Origin of the sequence: Pseudomonas sp. 28 E 9 (genome assembly GCF_900004785.1) — a bacterium.
Taxonomy (GTDB): Bacteria; Pseudomonadota; Gammaproteobacteria; order Pseudomonadales; family Pseudomonadaceae; genus Aquipseudomonas; species Aquipseudomonas orientalis_A.
The window spans coordinates 18,381-34,195 of record NZ_CVTK01000035.1 but is presented as its reverse complement, the minus strand read 5'-3'; the positions used below and the strand labels follow the sequence as shown (position 1 = coordinate 34,195).

12 protein-coding genes and 1 pseudogene are annotated in these 15,815 nt (G+C 58.1%); 7 read left to right on the top strand and 6 right to left on the bottom strand.

What is annotated here, in order from left to right:
* The first annotated feature begins 94 nt into the window (after window positions 1–94).
* The 5 genes from BFQ00_RS07310 (at window position 95) to BFQ00_RS07290 (ending at window position 6,222) form a co-directional block, all read left to right on the top strand.
* Window positions 95–961, top strand: coding sequence for a TauD/TfdA dioxygenase family protein (locus BFQ00_RS07310; RefSeq protein WP_065932722.1), 867 nt, complete (start codon window positions 95–97; stop codon window positions 959–961).
* Window positions 962–1,021: 60 nt separating this feature from the next.
* Window positions 1,022–1,951 (top strand): LysR family transcriptional regulator, encoded by a 930-nt coding sequence (locus BFQ00_RS07305; RefSeq protein ID WP_065932721.1) that lies wholly within the window; start codon window positions 1,022–1,024, stop codon window positions 1,949–1,951.
* Between the two features lie 222 nt (window positions 1,952–2,173).
* Window positions 2,174–3,709 (top strand): MFS transporter, encoded by a 1,536-nt coding sequence (locus BFQ00_RS07300; protein WP_065932720.1) that lies wholly within the window; start codon window positions 2,174–2,176, stop codon window positions 3,707–3,709.
* 15 nt (window positions 3,710–3,724) lie between these two features.
* Window positions 3,725–4,783: an HlyD family secretion protein gene (locus tag BFQ00_RS07295; RefSeq protein ID WP_065932719.1), complete on the top strand. Its 1,059-nt coding sequence runs from the start codon at window positions 3,725–3,727 to the stop codon at window positions 4,781–4,783.
* Window positions 4,780–6,222, top strand: a complete 1,443-nt coding sequence (locus BFQ00_RS07290) for an efflux transporter outer membrane subunit (RefSeq protein WP_065932718.1) — start codon at window positions 4,780–4,782, stop codon at window positions 6,220–6,222. Before BFQ00_RS07295 ends, BFQ00_RS07290 begins: the two co-directional genes overlap by 4 nt.
* Before the next feature lie 152 nt (window positions 6,223–6,374).
* Here BFQ00_RS07290 and BFQ00_RS29940 read toward each other — a convergent pair whose 3' ends face one another.
* The 4 genes from BFQ00_RS29940 to BFQ00_RS07270 all read right to left on the bottom strand — a co-directional run bounded on the left by BFQ00_RS29940 (window position 6,375) and on the right by BFQ00_RS07270 (window position 10,016).
* Window positions 6,375–6,575: a hypothetical protein gene (locus BFQ00_RS29940; protein ID WP_065932717.1), complete on the bottom strand. Its 201-nt coding sequence runs from the start codon at window positions 6,573–6,575 to the stop codon at window positions 6,375–6,377.
* On the bottom strand, window positions 6,553–6,912 hold the full coding sequence (locus tag BFQ00_RS29800; protein ID WP_065932716.1) for a helix-turn-helix domain-containing protein: 360 nt from the start codon (window positions 6,910–6,912) through the stop codon (window positions 6,553–6,555). Before BFQ00_RS29800 ends, BFQ00_RS29940 begins: the two co-directional genes overlap by 23 nt.
* Window positions 6,913–7,152: 240 nt before the next feature.
* The gene (locus tag BFQ00_RS07275; protein ID WP_065932715.1) at window positions 7,153–7,857 is read right to left on the bottom strand and encodes a DUF3142 domain-containing protein; all 705 of its coding nucleotides are present in this window, start codon (window positions 7,855–7,857) and stop codon (window positions 7,153–7,155) included.
* Window positions 7,854–10,016, bottom strand: coding sequence for an outer membrane assembly lipoprotein YfiO (locus BFQ00_RS07270; RefSeq protein WP_065932714.1), 2,163 nt, complete (start codon window positions 10,014–10,016; stop codon window positions 7,854–7,856). The genes BFQ00_RS07275 and BFQ00_RS07270 overlap by 4 nt, the downstream gene beginning before the upstream one ends.
* A gap of 191 nt (window positions 10,017–10,207) precedes the next feature.
* Here BFQ00_RS07270 and BFQ00_RS07265 point away from each other — a divergent pair, with 191 nt between their 5' ends.
* Window positions 10,208–11,788, top strand: a complete 1,581-nt coding sequence (locus BFQ00_RS07265) for a glycosyltransferase family 39 protein (RefSeq protein WP_065932713.1) — start codon at window positions 10,208–10,210, stop codon at window positions 11,786–11,788.
* Between the two features lie 196 nt (window positions 11,789–11,984).
* Window positions 11,985–13,142, top strand: a pseudogene (locus BFQ00_RS07260) (Fic family protein); the annotation flags it as partial.
* A gap of 468 nt (window positions 13,143–13,610) precedes the next feature.
* Here the strand turns inward: BFQ00_RS07260 and BFQ00_RS07255 are convergent.
* Together BFQ00_RS07255 and BFQ00_RS07250 are read right to left on the bottom strand one after the other, a co-directional pair.
* Window positions 13,611–14,648 (bottom strand): hypothetical protein, encoded by a 1,038-nt coding sequence (locus tag BFQ00_RS07255; protein WP_065932712.1) that lies wholly within the window; start codon window positions 14,646–14,648, stop codon window positions 13,611–13,613.
* A 1-nt stretch (window position 14,649) separates the two neighbouring features.
* Window positions 14,650–15,729, bottom strand: a complete 1,080-nt coding sequence (locus BFQ00_RS07250) for a nucleoid-associated protein (protein ID WP_065932711.1) — start codon at window positions 15,727–15,729, stop codon at window positions 14,650–14,652.
* Between the last annotated feature and the right edge of the window lie 86 nt (window positions 15,730–15,815).

The window sequence follows — 15,815 nt, the reverse complement described above, 5'->3', positions numbered from 1 at the left end:
GCCTCACCAATGCATATGGATATGCCCTAACAGTATTTAAACTTCCATTCTCAGGCCTATAAATTCACTCCCCTGTCCGCCGGAAGTGAACCCAATGCCCGCCACCCTTCAAACCTTCGACATCCGCCCCTTCCCCGGCAGTGTCGGTGCCGAAATCGTCGGCCTGGATCTGTCCCAACCCGTCAACGACCAGGACTTCGCCCGCATCCACCGCGCGCACCTGGACCACCACGTCATCGTATTCCGCGACCAACGCATCACCCCTGAACAACAGATCGCCTTCAGCCGCCGCTTCGGCGTGCTGCAAATTCATGTACTCAAGCAGTTCCTACTGGCCAATCACCCGGAAATCCTGATCGTCTCCAACATCATCGAAAACGGCCAATCCATCGGCCTGGGCGATGCGGGCAAGTTCTGGCACTCGGACCTGTCGTACAAGGAACTGCCCAGCCTGGGCTCGATGCTGCATGCCCAGGAACTGCCGTCCGAAGGCGGCGACACCCTGTTTGCCGACATGCACAAGGCCTGGGAGCAACTGCCCGAGCACCTGCGCAACGCCGTCGAGGGGCGCCGCGCCGCGCATTCCTACACCGCGCGTTACAGCGAAACCAAATTCGAAGGTAACTGGCGCCCGACCCTGACCCCGGAACAGCTCGCCCAGGTGGCCGAAGTGGTGCACCCCATCGTGCGTACCCATCCTGAAAACGGCCGCAAGGCGCTGTTCGTCAGCGAAGGCTTCACCACCCGCATCGTCGGCCTGCCGGATGACGAAAGCCGCGACCTGCTGGCCCAGCTCTACGCCCACAGCGTGCTGCCGGAAAACATCTACCGCCACCAGTGGCAGCCCCACGACCTGGTGTTCTGGGACAATCGCTCGCTGATCCACCTGGCCGCCGGTTGCCCGAGTCACCTGCGGCGCAAATTGTTCCGTACCACCATCCAGGGCGATGCGCCGTTCTGAACCGATAAAGCCTGCTAGGATTGCGCCCAATTCACTCCCGATCGATCACGAGTGCTTGGCATGCAACTACCGGACATGAACCTGCTGGTCGCCCTCGACGCCTTGCTCGATGAAGGCAGCGTGGTGGGCGCGGCGCGGCGGATGAACTTGAGCCCGGCGGCCATGAGCCGCACCCTCACACGTATCCGCGAAGCGGTCGGCGATCCGATCCTGGTACGCGCCGGCCGCGGCCTGGTGCCGACTCCCAAGGCGCTGGAGCTGCAAGGCCAGGTGCGCACTGTGGTGGAGCAGGCGGCGTTGCTGTTTCGCTCGGCCGATCAAGTGGACTTGAGCACCCTGCGCCGCCGCTTCAGTGTGCGCGCCAACGACTTTTTCATCGGCGTGTATGGCGGGCGACTGTTCGACACCATGCAGCGCGTGGCGCCGTTCTGCGAACTGCGCTTCGTGCCCGAAGGCGACACCGACGACGAAGCGCTGCGCGAAGGGCGGTTGGACTTGCGCGTGAGCAATACCCTGCCGGCGAGCCCTGAAGTGAAGGTGCAGAACCTGTTCTCGACCACCTTCGTCGGCCTGGCGCGGGAAGATCATCCGCTGTTCGACGCAGAGATCACCGCCGCGGGGTTTGCCAGCTATTCCCACATCAGCATCTCGCGGCGCGGCATCGCCCGTGGGCCGATCGATACCGCGTTGAACGCCCAGGGCCTGGAGCGCCGCGTGGCAATGATCGCCCCGGGCTTTCACGGTGCCATGTTCATGCTGCCCGACTCCGACCTGCTGCTGCCGGTGCCCAAGGAAGCGCTCCTCAGCGCCAGGCGCCTGAAGCTGCCGTTGCGCGCATTCCCGCTGCCAATCTCATTGCCGACGCTGGTATTGGCCCAATCCTGGCACCCACGCTTCGACAAAGACCCGGCACACAAATGGCTGCGCGAAACCATGCGCGAGAGCTGCCACGCCACCTGGCTCGAAGCCCAGCCCTCAGCCAGTCTGTAGGAGCGAGCTTGCTCGCGAAAACCGTCAACGATAACGCGTGTTTCCTGAATGACCGCGGCGCCTGTGAGGTTTTCGCGAGCGAGCTCGCTCCTACATGAGGGCTTGGCCCCTCCCATCATGGATTGCGTCTGACGCACTTATAAGCTGACAACAAGTAACTTTTTGTCATGCTAGAGCCTGATTAAACTGCTCGGGTATTTCTTTATTCCGAGTTACCTGTCCATGACCTCCCTCGCTGCCCCCGCCTTCGAGGCCGCAGCCAAACCCACTGCGCCCAGCCCACCCGTGTTCGGCCCGCGCATCATCATCGGCCTGCTTGGCGTGTTGCTGGCGGTGCTGGTGTCCGGCCTCAACGAGATGGTCACCAAGGTCGCCCTCGCCGATATCCGTGGTGCGCTGTACATCGGCTTTGACGAAGGTACCTGGCTGGTCGCGGCCTACACCGCCACCTCCGTGGCGGCGATGGCGTTCGCGCCGTGGTGTGCGGTGACGCTCTCGCTGCGCCGCTTCACCCTGTGTGCCATCGGCCTGTTTACCCTGCTCGGCATCCTGTGCCCGTTCGCACCGAACTACGAAAGCCTGCTGCTCCTGCGCACGGTGCAAGGCCTGGCCGGTGGCGCGTTGCCGCCGATGCTGATGACCGTGGCGCTGCGGTTCCTGCCGGCCAACGTCAAGTTATACGGCTTGGCCGGTTATGCCCTGACGGCCACCTTCGGCCCGAGCCTGGGCACGCCGCTGGCGGCGCTGTGGACCGAATACGTCGGCTGGCAATGGGCGTTCTGGCAGATCGTCGGGCCTTGCCTGTTGGCGATGGCCGCCGTGGCCTACGGCTTGCCGCAGGACCCGCTGCGCCTGGAGCGCTTCAAGCAGTTCAACTGGCGTGGTCTGCTGTTGGGCTTCCCGGCCATCTGCATGCTGGTGATCGGCCTGTTGCAAGGCAATCGCCTGGACTGGTTCGAGTCAGGCCTGATCACCTTCCTGCTCAGTGGCGGCACGCTGCTGATGGTGCTGTTCATGCTCAACGAGTGGTCGCAGCCGCTGCCGTTCTTCAAGTTGCAGATGCTCGGCCTGCGCAACCTGTCGTTCGCGTTGATCGTGCTGGCCGGCGTGTTGATGGTGTTGACCTCGGTCATCATCATTCCGTCGAGTTTTCTCGCCCAGGTCCAGGGTTACCGCCCCCTGCAAACCGCGCCGGTGATGCTGCTGATGGCGCTGCCGCAACTGATCGCGCTGCCGCTGGTGGCTGCGCTGTGCAACCTGCGCCGGGTCGATTGCCGCTGGGTGCTGGGGATAGGCCTGGGCATGCTGGTGCTGGGCTGCATCGGCAGTTCGCACCTGACGTCGGCGTGGATTCGCGATGATTTTTATGGCTGGTACCTGCTGCAGATTTTCGGCCAGCCGATGGCTGTGCTGCCGCTGCTGATGCTGTCCACCGGCAGTATCCAGCCCATCGAAGGGCCGTTCGCCTCGGCGTGGTTCAACACCGTCAAGGGCCTGTCCGCCGTGATCGCCACCGCCGTGCTGGATACGCTGACCACCCAGCGCGGGCATTTTCACTCGACCATGCTGGTGGACCGCCTGGGCAATTCGCCCCTGGCCGACGGCGACGCGCCGGGCCTGGCGCAGCGCCTGCACGCGCAAGTCGTGGTGCTTACTTCTTCGGATCTGTATGTCGTCATGGCCGGTGTCGCGGTGGCGCTGATCCTGCTGATTTTCTGGATGCCTACGCGGATTTTTCCGCCTCGCGCACCGACCTGACCCCAAGGATTTCTTATGAAACGCAAAGATAAAATCGCCGTCTCCGTTATCGCTGTGTTTGCCGTCGGCGTGCTGGTGTACCTGGTTGCGCCAGGCCTCCTGGGCAGCCGGAGCCAGACCACCAACGACGCCTTCGTCGCCGCCGATTTCACCCTGGTCGCCCCTCGCGTGGCCGGGTTCATCAAGGAAGTGCTGGTGCAGGACAACCAGCGCGTCAAAGCCGGCCAGCTGTTGGCGTTGATCGATGACCGCGACTTTCGCGCCGCCGCCCAGGCCGCCGACGCCGACACCCTGGTCGCCCAGGCCCAACTGAAAAACGCCAGCGCGACGCTGGAGCGCCAGAGCTCGGTGATCGCCCAGGCCCAGGCCACCGTGGCGGCAGACCGTGCCGAAGTGGCGTTTGCCGAACACGAACTGAACCGCTACAACCACCTCGCCGGCGTCGGCGCAGGCACCGTGCAGAACGCCCAGCAAGCCAAGACCCGCATCGACCAGGCCACCGCGCGCCTGGCCAAGTCCACGGCAGTGCTGGCCGCCGAACGCAAGCAAGTGGAAATCCTCACGGCCCAGCGTGACGCCGCCGAAGGCGGGCTCAAGCGCGCCCAGGCCGCACTGGAAATGGCCAGTTATCAGCTGTCCTACACGCGTATCGTCGCGCCGGTGGACGGCATGGTCGGTGAGCGGGCGGTACGGGTCGGCGCCTATGTGACACCGGGCAGCAAGATCCTCGCGGTCGTGCCGCTGGCCGAGGCCTATGTCGTGGCCAATTTCCAGGAGACGCAACTGTCCCACATGCATGCCGGCCAAGCCGTGCAAGTGCGCGTCGACAGCCTCGACGGCGAGTTGCTCAACGGTCACCTGGAAAGTCTGGCGCCGGCCACCGGGGTGACCTTCGCCGCGGTCAAGCCGGACAACGCCACCGGCAACTTCACCAAGGTGGTGCAGCGTATTCCGGTGAAGATCGTGCTGGAGCCCAATCAGCCGCTGACCGAGCGCTTGCGCGTCGGTATGTCGGTAGAGGCCAGTGTCGACACACAGGCGGTCGCGCCCCACCCTGAGGTGGCCCAGCAATGAGACAGTTCGCCTGGCTCACCTTGAGCCTCATCAGCCTGAGTGCCTGCACCGTCGGCCCGGATTTCCAACGGCCGCAAGGCCCGCAGGTGGCCCAATGGAGTGAGCCCCAGGGGCGTCAGGCAGCCAGTCGTGCCAGCAGCGACCCGTTGCAGGAGCGCTGGTGGGACGTGTTCCACGACGAGCAGTTGTCAGCGCTCACGCGTCGCGCCCTCAGCGATAACCTCGACCTGAAGCTGGCCAGCAGCCGCCTGCAACAAAGTCGCGCGGTGCGCCAGGTGACCACCGCCGAACGCTACCCCAACGTCGATGCGGGCGGCGGTTACCAGCGCAAGCGCAACAGCGCTAAAGGCTTGAACGACCCTTCCGGCGAGAACGGCCGCTCGGCCTTCAGCCAGTGGGACATGGGCTTTTCCGCTGCCTGGGAGCTGGACTTCTGGGGCCGGGTCAAGCGCGAGACCGAAGCCGCCGACGCCACCCTGGACGTTGCCGAAAACGACCGCCGCGCCGTGTTGCTGTCGGTGCTGGCCGAGACCGCGCAGGACTACATCCAACTGCGCGGCGTCCAGAACACCCGCGCCGTCACCGAGCAAAACCTCGACGTCGCCCGCCACAGCCTCAAGCTCTCGCAACTGCGCCTGGCCGACGGTGTGGCGACCGACCTGGACGTGGCCGAAGCCGCCGCCCAGGTCGCCGCCATCGAAGCACGCCTGCCCGATCTGCAGCAGCGCCAGGATCAGTTGATCAACGCCCTGAGCCTGCTGATGGGCGAGCCGCCGCAAGCCCTGCACACGCAGCTGTCCAAGGACGCGGCCGTGCCGCAGACCCAGCGCCAGGTCGCCATCGGCCTGCCGTCGGAGCTGGCCGAGCGCCGCCCGGACATCCGCCAGGCCGAAGCCCGTTTGCACGCCGCCACTGCCAGCATCGGCGTGGCCAAGGGTGATTTTTACCCGCGCATCACCCTGTCGGGCAGCCTCGGCTCCCAGGCCCTGCAACTCTCTGACTTCGGCTCCTGGGGCTCGCGCGCCTTCGCCTTCGGCCCGCAATTGAGCCTGCCGCTGTTCAACGGCGGGCGCCTGCAAGGCATCGTCGATTTACGTGAAGCCCAGCAACAGGAAGCGGCGCTGGCCTACCAGCAAACCGTGCTGCGCGCCTGGCATGAGATCGACGACCAACTGACCCGCTACAACGCCAGCCAACTGCGCCGCGACAGCCTCGCCGAAGCCGTGCGCCAGAACCAGATCGCGCTCACCACCGCGCAACAGCAGTACGTCGAAGGGGTCGCGGATTTCGTCAATGTGCTCACCGTGCAAAGCGCGCTGCTGGCGACCCAGGAACAGTGGGTGGAAAGCTCCACGGGCGTGTCGTTGGCCATGGTCGGCTTGTACAAGGCGTTGGGAGGAGGGTGGGAGTCGGTGTATCCGTTGCAGGCTGTTCAGTGATGATTTTGGGAAGTCGAGCGGGCCTTTAACGTAACGTCGTCTTCCCGTTGCGCACCCGTCAAGGATGCGCGCTGTTACGGCCAGGTGGTGCTGCCATCAGCTGCGATTCAAATCGGGTGCATACATTGGACAGCATGCGCACATCGGCACCGTTACCGGGTCGAGGAATATTGGTTACGGGTCAGGGGCAAGTTCAGCGGGTCAATCGCGAATGCATCGGGCCGCGTCAGCCAACTGTTGGCGTAGCGAAAGACGAACCCGCTGGCGTGCATGGCCACCTCGCCCACAGGCACCGGATCACCGACTGAGTGGGCTGAATAAACAAAGGCATTACCAATCGGCGTCCAGGACATCGGGTTCTCCTTCAGTGCGAACTCGCCCAGGCTCACGGGCGAGGCTCATGGTAATCCCAACCTGGTCAAGTTCCGGCGACGCGATGCTCGCCATACCTTCCTCCAGGTCCATCGCGCTAAGCACATTCATCAGCACACCGAGGGAGACGCCTGCCTCGCCCTGTCTCAGCCGCTGATACGTCTGTCTGGTGATCCCTGCACGGCTGCATATTGTGGAAATTTTCAGTCGACGACGAATGCGGGCTATTTCGATACCGTTCCCGATACCTCTTATCAGTTCAGCACTTCTCTCTGAGATATACCCTTTGTGAGGATAGGGCTTTCCTGTTTCAAGCATGATATATCACCCCTTAAAGCAGTAAAGGTAACTTATATCATCCAATTCTCTAAGGCCACCTGCAAAAAACCGGCTCAATGCCCTAATGGCTTTTTGTAGGAGCGAGCTTGCTCGCGAAAAACTCACAGGCGCCGCGTTCAATCAGGAAACACGCGTTATCGTTGACGTTTTTCGCGAGCAAGCTCGCTCCTACAGAGGACATTTGGCTCGATGCCCGGTTTTTTTCCATGGTTGGAAGATTCAAGGGTTCTGCAAAAACACCACATACCCCCGAAACCACTCATTGCCCCGCAGATACCCCGGCTCTTGCCACTCCCCGCCCTGAATCAAACCAATCTTGAACGGCACGCCCATCCGGTTCATCCGGGGCAAATAGGCCGCGTAGTCTGGAATGCTGTGGCGTCCCTGGTAGGTCTGCACCACCACTTCATCCACCACGCCCTTGAGCTGGGCGATGGCGGCCGGGTCGGCGTTGCTGCTCCAGTCCATCAAGCCGGTGATGCTCAAGCGCAGGTCGGCCGGCAGGCGCTGGCGCAGGTCGCGCAGGAAGGCGGCGTATTCGTGCAGGTATTGGGTGCGGGCGTCGAAGTCGATCTGGATGCCGACCACCGGGTTGCCCGCGTCACGCCAGCGTTGCACCTGGCCGAGCAGTTGGGTGTAGACCGGTTCCGGACAGTGCAAGGTATGGGCGCGGTAGACCACCCAGACAGTGCCCTGGGTGATGCGCGGCACGCTCATGCCCTGGGCGATCAGTTGCACGCCGCGTTGCGGTGCGCGGCGCGTGGAGTTGATCTGGCCCTGGAGGATGTACAGGGTTTTGGCCTGCTTGAGCACCGGCTGGGGCGTGACGCCGCTCCACAACCAGAAGGCGTCGTAGTCACGGGCGTCGACGGCGCCGAAGGCCGGGCTCGCCAGCAACAGCAAGCCCAGCCACAGCGACTTCACCAGTAGTACTGCAGCGATTTGCCCCACTGCGTGTCGGCGTAACCGCTCTTGAGCTGGCGGAACCAGCCTTTGCGCACGGCCGGCGCCACGTCTTCACCGCCGCAACTGTTGTAGCCGGCCGGCGCGTAGCAGTTGATGGCGCGAAACAGTGCGTAGGCCTTGTCGGTTTTCGGTGCCTTGGCGTTGGCGATCACCTGCTTGTAGCCGTCCAGGCGCGAGAAGGTCTCACCCTTGAAGTCCGAGGCGGTGCTGCCCAGGCTCCCGGCGGCGCGGGGTTGTTCCAGGGGCATGCCGTCCAGGCTGTTGCGCAGGATGAACTCACCGAAACAGTTCAGGGCGTGGGGGTTTTTTGCATCCTCCTGCAAGGTCGCGGCGGTTTGCGCGATGCCTGGGCAGGCGTAGCCGGATTCGGCCTTGTCACCGTTCCACTGGAACAGCTTCAAGGTCTGGCCGCTGGTGTAGGTGTAGCCCAGGCTGGTGCCGAGCTTGTCTTCGGACAACGAGGCTTGCTTGAGGTCGTCGGCAAAGGTCGCGAACTGGCGGTGCAACAGGTCTTTGTAGAGCAGCACGAATTGTGCGCTCTGGCGTTCGGTCGGGTCGCTGGCGTTAGCGATCTGCTGGCGCAGCAGGTCGGGGCCGGCGACGTTGCGCAGCAGGATGTAACGTACCTGTTTGGCGCTGATCGGCGAGTCGGCGGCGAATACCTTGGCCAGTTGGCCGCTGCGCTCGTAGTTCATCGCCAGGGCCAGCTCCAGCTGGTCGCGTTGCAGCGGTTGCCTGGCCAGCGGCAGCAGTTGCAGCCACAGGGCTTGCGCACCTGCCCAGTCTTGTTTGGCTTCCAGGGCCAGAGCGCGCAGGGTTTGCTGGCTGAAGGCGAAATAGTCCAGGGTTGACGGCACGTCCGCCGGCAGGTGCTTGAGGGCAGTGTCGGGTTGATGCTCGACATACAGGGCATACGCCGCTTGCAGGTAGTCGAACAATGCCGGCTCGTTGGCGAAGGTGCTTTTTTGCTTGTCGAGGTCTGCGCGGCTCAACAGCGGCGGGGTGTGGGCACGCATCGCCATCAGGTCGCTGACCACCTGCAGCATCGGGCTGTTCGTCGACGTGTTGCCGGCCATCAGTAACTTGAGGTCGGCTTCTTCGACCAATTCGTCCACGCTCACATTGCGCTGGGCGTCGGTGGCCTCGGTCAGTTGCCAGGTGAAGTCTTCGGCAAGCCTGGCATCGTCGTTCGCCAGCCAGTGCACCCGGCGCAGCAGGCCACGGGCGGAGGCAACGTAATCGCCTTGTGGATACGTTTTCAGGTAAGCGAGAAAGCCTTGTTCGGCGTGGTTCAACGCGGGCTTGTCCACCTGCTCGCGCTGCGGCATGCCGTATTCGTCGAACGCCTGGGCCTGGGCCTGGTTCAGCGAGGTGCGCGCGGTCATGTACAGCGCAGTTTCCTTCAGCCAGGGTGCATCGCTGGTCGCAGCGGCGGCGAAACCGCGCTCGGCGTCACCGAAGCGGCCACTGTAGAAGTCAGCGGCGGCCTGCAAATAAGTGCGAAACAGGTGGGCCTTGGCCGAGGGCGTCAACTGCGCGTCCACCACCTGGCCGTCCCAGTCGCAGGTCGTCAGCAGCTGCAAACGGGCTTTGACCAATACGTCGCGCTCAGCCGGCGGCATATCGGCCTTGATCACTTGGCTGATATACGCCGTGGCGCTGTCGTCATTGTTGCTGCGGCAGCGGCTGCCTTCACCATTGAGGAAGGCTTCGCCGGCGGTCTTGTATTCCTCGCGCTTGATGCCCAGCGGCTGGAGCAGGGTGTCGAGCTCGGCAGTGCGTGAATCGTCCGCCTGGTTATCGGGCTCATCGCTCGCGGCTGGAATCGGCATCAGGCGATACACCGGAAACGGCACCGGGCCGAACCCTTGGGCCAAATCCTCTTCGCCCAAGGCATTGGGCGTCAGCGGCGCGGCTTTTTTATCGGCCAGCAACAGGCGCAGGTTGACCCGGCTATCGTTGCCCGGGCTGAGGAAAGGCTGGTTGCTGCACGGTTCGAGACTGTCACGCGAGACCCGCCAGTCGGGGTAGCACGAGTCGTCGGAACTGGCTTGGGCCGCCAGGGGAATAACGGCCAGCAGGGCCAGAGCCAGAGGTGACAGCAAACCGATACGCATAACGTTTCCTTGATCCTGAGTCCGTGGAGGAGGGCAATCATAGCCTGATCCTACGAGTGCTTCGGTGAAGGCCTACGCAAATTGTTGATTTGTCTGATTCCAGCAACGGGCCCACCGCTTTTGGCCTAAAGTGGCGGTGTTTGCGCATGCGCAGGGTTTGTCCTGTAGAGGGCAGTCGTAACGGAGTCGATATGCGTCGGTCGGTGGTAGAGCAAAATGAAAAAGTCCGGGTCTTGCCTGCGTTCAATCGCCTGACCCGGGACGGCGCCGGGTGGCTCAGCCGCCTCTGGTGGGTGCCGATCCTGGCGCTGGCCATGGTCCTGCGGTTCTACCACCTGACGTCGGCGGCGATCTGGGGTGACGAAGGCTCGAGCCTCTTGCTCAGCGAATATGCGCTGGCCGACCTGTGGTTTCACGCCGCCCACGATGTGCATCCGCCGCTGTATTTTGTGCTGCTGCGCGGCTGGATCGAAGTGTTTGGCGACAGCATCTGGTCGATCAGGAGCATGAGCGCCATCCCCGGTGCCGTCGTGGTGGGCCTGGGGATCTGGCTGACGCGGCAACTGTCCACCCGTCGCGCCGCGCTGCTGGCCGGCATCCTGCTGGCGCTGCTGCCGACGGCGGTGCGCTACAGCCAGGAAGTGCGCATGTATTCGCTGCTCGGCGTATGGCTGTTGGGGGCGACGCTGGCGTTGGTCTACTGGCTGCGCCAACCCGAGCGCACACGCTACCTGGCCGCTTATGTGCTGTTGATGAGCGCCGGTTTCTACACCCATTATTTCACCGCGCTGTGTGTGCTGGTGCACTGGGCGTACCTCGGGCTGCACTCGCCAGGCCCGCGTCTGATCACGCGCCCGGCATGGTGGGTGGCCAACGCCACGATTGTGGTGTTGTACCTGCCCTGGCTGCCGAACCTTCTGGACCTGGTGCAGCACGTCGAACAACTCAAGGTAGGCGGGGACATTGGTTGGGAAGAGCCGGTCAACCTGCTGTCCCTGCCCTCGATGATCTGGCAGTTCGTGTTGCAGGATGAAGGCGTTGATTTCTGGGCACCGCTGTTCTGGACCTTCCCGCTGTTGTTGATCGCGGTGGTCTGGGTGACGGCATGGCGCAACCCCGGGGCTCGTTTGCCTGCGTTGTTTTTCCTGCTGCCGTTGCTGTTGGTGTACGGCGTGTCGTTTATCTCGCCGGTCTTTATCGAGCGCTATCTCACGGTGTACGCCCTGGGTTTGCCGATCGTCCTGGCGATGGCCATCGACCGCTTGCCGTCACGCCTGTCATGGTTGGGCGCAGCGCTGTTGGTGCTGTTTATTGGCATGGAACTGCTGGGCCTGAAGAACAACTTCGAGGTGGATGAGCAGGATCAATTCAACGTGCCGGTGGAGTTCGTCAATCGCAATTACCAGGAAGACGACCGCATCGTCCTCAGCGACATGATGTGGTACCTCAGCTACGTGTATTACGACCAGACCGACGCGCAGTTGCAGCTTTACACCCCGCCCAAACCCGACGGCACCTCGACGCGACCGAATGCCTATGGCTTCGGTACGCTGGTGGACCAGGACGGCGGACGCATCTACCTGGATCGCCTGTCAGCACTGCCTGTCCAAACGCGGCGGGTATGGTTGATCAGCAGCAACGAAGCGCCGGATGAATTCGCGCCGCTGCCGAACGGCTGGCGCGAACTCAGTCGCCAGGACGGCGGAGGCGCCAGGGCGCGGTTGTTCGTGTTATGCAACGTGCCGGCGCCGCAGCCTGAGGGTTGCCGCTAGACGCTGTTGAACAGGTTTATGAGGAACATTCCATGGAATCGCCCCTGCACAGCAAGTTGAACCTGATGTTGCAGGATGGGCGAGGGGTGTAAAAAAATATCCCGAAAAACGCAAATATGTAAAAAAAATTGGTGAGTGGTAAAAAAACTGGGATTTAATCGCTCAAGTTAATTTTCTCTGAAAGGGCTCGCCATGCTTTACCGGGAAAATGCTTGATCACACCCTTCCTGTTCGTGGGCGCGTCGTTCCCTTGTTCGACCCGCAGCGCTATGTGACTGGCCCCAGTATTCGCAACAGTCGTTGGCGAGTGGATTTCAATGGTTTGGGCTCTTTGCATTATTGCGCCACCGTAGAGCGAACGCCTGAGCTGGAAGCGTTGTTGGCGCTTGATGTATTGGCTCGTGCCAAATCCTTCATGGCCACCCTCCCACCCGCAATGATGGACCGCGCCATCCAGTGGGCGTACCTGCACGAAACCCGCGACTCATTTGCCATCGAAAAAGAACAACCCAGCGAAGAAAAATCCCGTCGCTTCGTTCAACTCCTGCGCCAGGCTCACGAAGGCCGTTTGCTCACCGAGGACTACTTGGTCGAGCTGCAAAACAGCACCGTCTCCAACCCCTTCGACAAAGCCGTCGCGTTTCGCCACGAACAAAACCATCTACACAACGGGCTCCGCGGTGCAGCCGGTGTGAGCTACGTACCGCCAGCCCCCGCGCTTTGCCAGGAATTGATGGAAGAGCTGATGGCCTTCGCCAACCAGCCCGTGCGAGGCGTCGATCCTTTAGTTGCGGCTGCAATCACCGCTTTCGGCTTCGTCTTCCTGCACCCGTTCATGGACGGTAACGGGCGCCTGTCTCGCTTCCTGATTCACCAGACGCTTTGCCACTACGGCGCACTGGAAAATGGCTTGTTGCTACCGGTCTCCGTCGCCATGAAGCACGAAGAGCAAGCCTACCTGGAGGCACTCAAGACCTTCTCCCAACCGGTTCGGGAATTCTGGAACGTCACTTGGCTGGACGTCGACCACATGGCCTTCGACTTCATCGGCCATCCCTCTATCTACCGCTACTGGGATGCGACCCGCTGCGTCGAATTCACCCTGCAAATGGCCCGCCGTGCCCTGGAAGTGGAACTGCGCGAAGAAACAGAATTCCTCGACCGCTACGACCGTGTGATCAAGGCGGTAAACCAACGCTACGACGTACGTGGGAGTGATTTGTCGAAGCTGGTAATGATGTGCCTGGATAACGGTGGGAAGCTTTCCAAGCATCGGCGTAAGCAGTTTCAGTACAGCGTGGCGGAGGAGGTGTTTGGGTTTATTGAGGAAAAGGTCCATAAATTAATTAAATAACTATTGTTGCTTTTAATGAAGGGAGGAGTAATAACTCCGCATTCTTAATATGGTCATAAGTAAAAAAATGATAAAAAGAGATACTGCCCAAAGGATTTGGGTTTTACGCCCTCTGCGATTTATATAGTCTATATCAGATATGTGATCTAAGTCTTCATTTAAAATTTTGGACAAGTCTTTTTCTGTTATCAGATCTTTGTACCGATTTTTAATGTTGATGTATGAGCTTTGAAGTCTGGATCTTTCGTCTGATAATTCGTTGATTGAATAAAAGCACACTAGTATCGAGATGCATAAGAATGCGAAAAATATCCAGTAAATTTCTTCTGTTACTTCTAAAGTAGGTGATTTTCCGCTGACGATTCGGAAAAGGAATATTGAAAAAAAGAATGAGTAAATAGCGAATATGGAAGACCTAAAGGCAGTGCCAACATTTTTCGCCAAATCACTGGCTTTCTCCGATGACTTCTAAATGGATTCTGAGATTTTGTTTTTTATTTCTATGTACTGTTTTAAGTTGTCTTTTAGATATATCTGGTAGCCAGAGCTAATCGAAGCAATAGTTTCTTTTGGAATAGATGTGAAGGAGTCTTTTTCCAGATGGATGGAGATAATGTTTCGAGCTATTCCGATTTTATCTATAGTGCTCCCATCGTTATATGTCCAGTGATATATTTCAAAGAAAATTAGAGCAGCATTCTCGATGCTTGTTGGGTTTTGTGTTGAGCTAATTGTATTTTCTATTGTTTTGTAACCATTAAGCTTTAATTTGATGTCCCCTGTTTCCAAAATTCTGGAATAGTCGCAAATAAATATAAGCGATGAGGCTAGAAGTAGAAGTGTAAAGGTGTGTTGTAATTCTGGCGGTAGAGAGCCTGTTATAACCCTAAAATCTTCCGGAATGAAGTTGTGCTGAGCTGAATTTGCGAAGTTAGTTGATTTTTCTCTTTTTAAAAGTAGGTCGTCTCGTAATATTTTTGGAGGTCTCTGTTTAGTAAGGGTGTCTCGGTTTTTAAAAAAGAATAGCGCTGTTGAAAAGCCTTGAGTTTTGTCTAGTAGTTCGAGTGTGTTTGCTTTTTCAGAAAGGTTTTTTATTTTAATGAGTGTGGAGTTAATTGATTTGTCAGCCAAAAATTTTGAAATTGCTTCAATGGAGTATATGGATAATATTTGGTCGTGCGGTATTTTTGTGATTTTAACAGTGATTGTTGTCTCCTCTTTTTCGGTATGAAGGAGGTTGATGTCAATGTTGTTTACAAAAGCTTCAAGCTCCTTTTGTTCACTCCTTTCAAGAACGTCGTTATCCTCGGTGTGGCTATATTGTAGAGTGATCTTTGGCCTGTCCCTGCCTGGGATACGCGAGAGCGCTTGTAGCAGCTGACTTATTCCCGGTGCATGGAGTTCTTCGCAAGAATATTTGGCAATGTATTCTGAATTGTTTTCGCTCTCAGAGATTAAAATCGATTTATTCGTAAAAGTTGAAATTATCGATTCTTTGATATCCATGCTAATTGTCCTGCTTGTGAAACTCGTTATAACCTTCCTCGGAATAGATTTTTAAGAACTTTCTTCCATCCGCATCCTCTCCGGTATCAAAGGTCTCATCATGATTCTTGATTTCGCCGGTAATGCGCAGCTCAAGGTTATCAGCGAGATTTATTTGTTTCTTTATTTTGGCTTTTATAATGTTTGGGGCGATTTCAAATTGCGGGTCAAATCTTGACTTCGTAGGTAATGCACTTATGTCAGCAATGAGCTTCTGCATATTGATTTCAGAACTGTCCGGGGTGTAGGACGTGAAAGCCTGATCAACTAAAGATTGAATTTGAAAATTTTGATTGGTTCTGAAATAACTAACCAGGGCATTGCGCAATGTCCAATAATCACTGTTAGATACTTTTTTTACTGTGGATATAAGAAGCTTTTCTATAGCTACGAAGGCACTTTTAGTATTGGTTTCAGGGGAGGATAATGGTACTAGCTCCAAAAAGTCGCGCCACCAATATTCTGAAATTTTTGCGTTTGAATCACCAACCCAAATTTGCTCGATTATAGAGTCGCTGACTTTAAGTATGGCGCTTTTTTGTGCTATCTGTTTTTCAGGGAGACCTACTTTCCAATCAAAGTTTTCATCCAAAAATCCCGCATGATCTATTTTGAAAAAGAGTATATATGTTTCGTCATATAACTCTATGTGTGACTGTAATAGGCTGCCCTTTCTAAGGGTGGTTATTTTTTGTAATTTTTCTTGAGTCGCTCTTTCAACTCGGTGCAGGCGTTCGGCTGTTTGCCGAGAGGCACTTTCAAAATTTGATGTAATAAGCTTATTCGAAAGAGTTGACATTTCACAACGTTCAGAGACGAAGCGATGCTCTTGACCTTTGTGATTCTTCAGCATGCTTCCTGCAAGTTCTTTAATATAGGTTTGAATCTCTTTCTTTTTCGGATTTTTGTAAGGCGCGGAAAGTTGGGTTTTTTCTAAGCTTATCTCAAATATTGATGTATTTAATATGTTTATGATTGCGGGCGTGGGTTCTTCATCAGTGCCCTCAGCTATATTGGTGTTTTCCGCAGCATTAGAATTCATAGTGGTCTCTCTAGTATTTATTTTTTTGGAGTAGAGGAGTAGCTGAAAAATCGGCATTGCCTAAATAGCGGTCTATGGGAGATTTG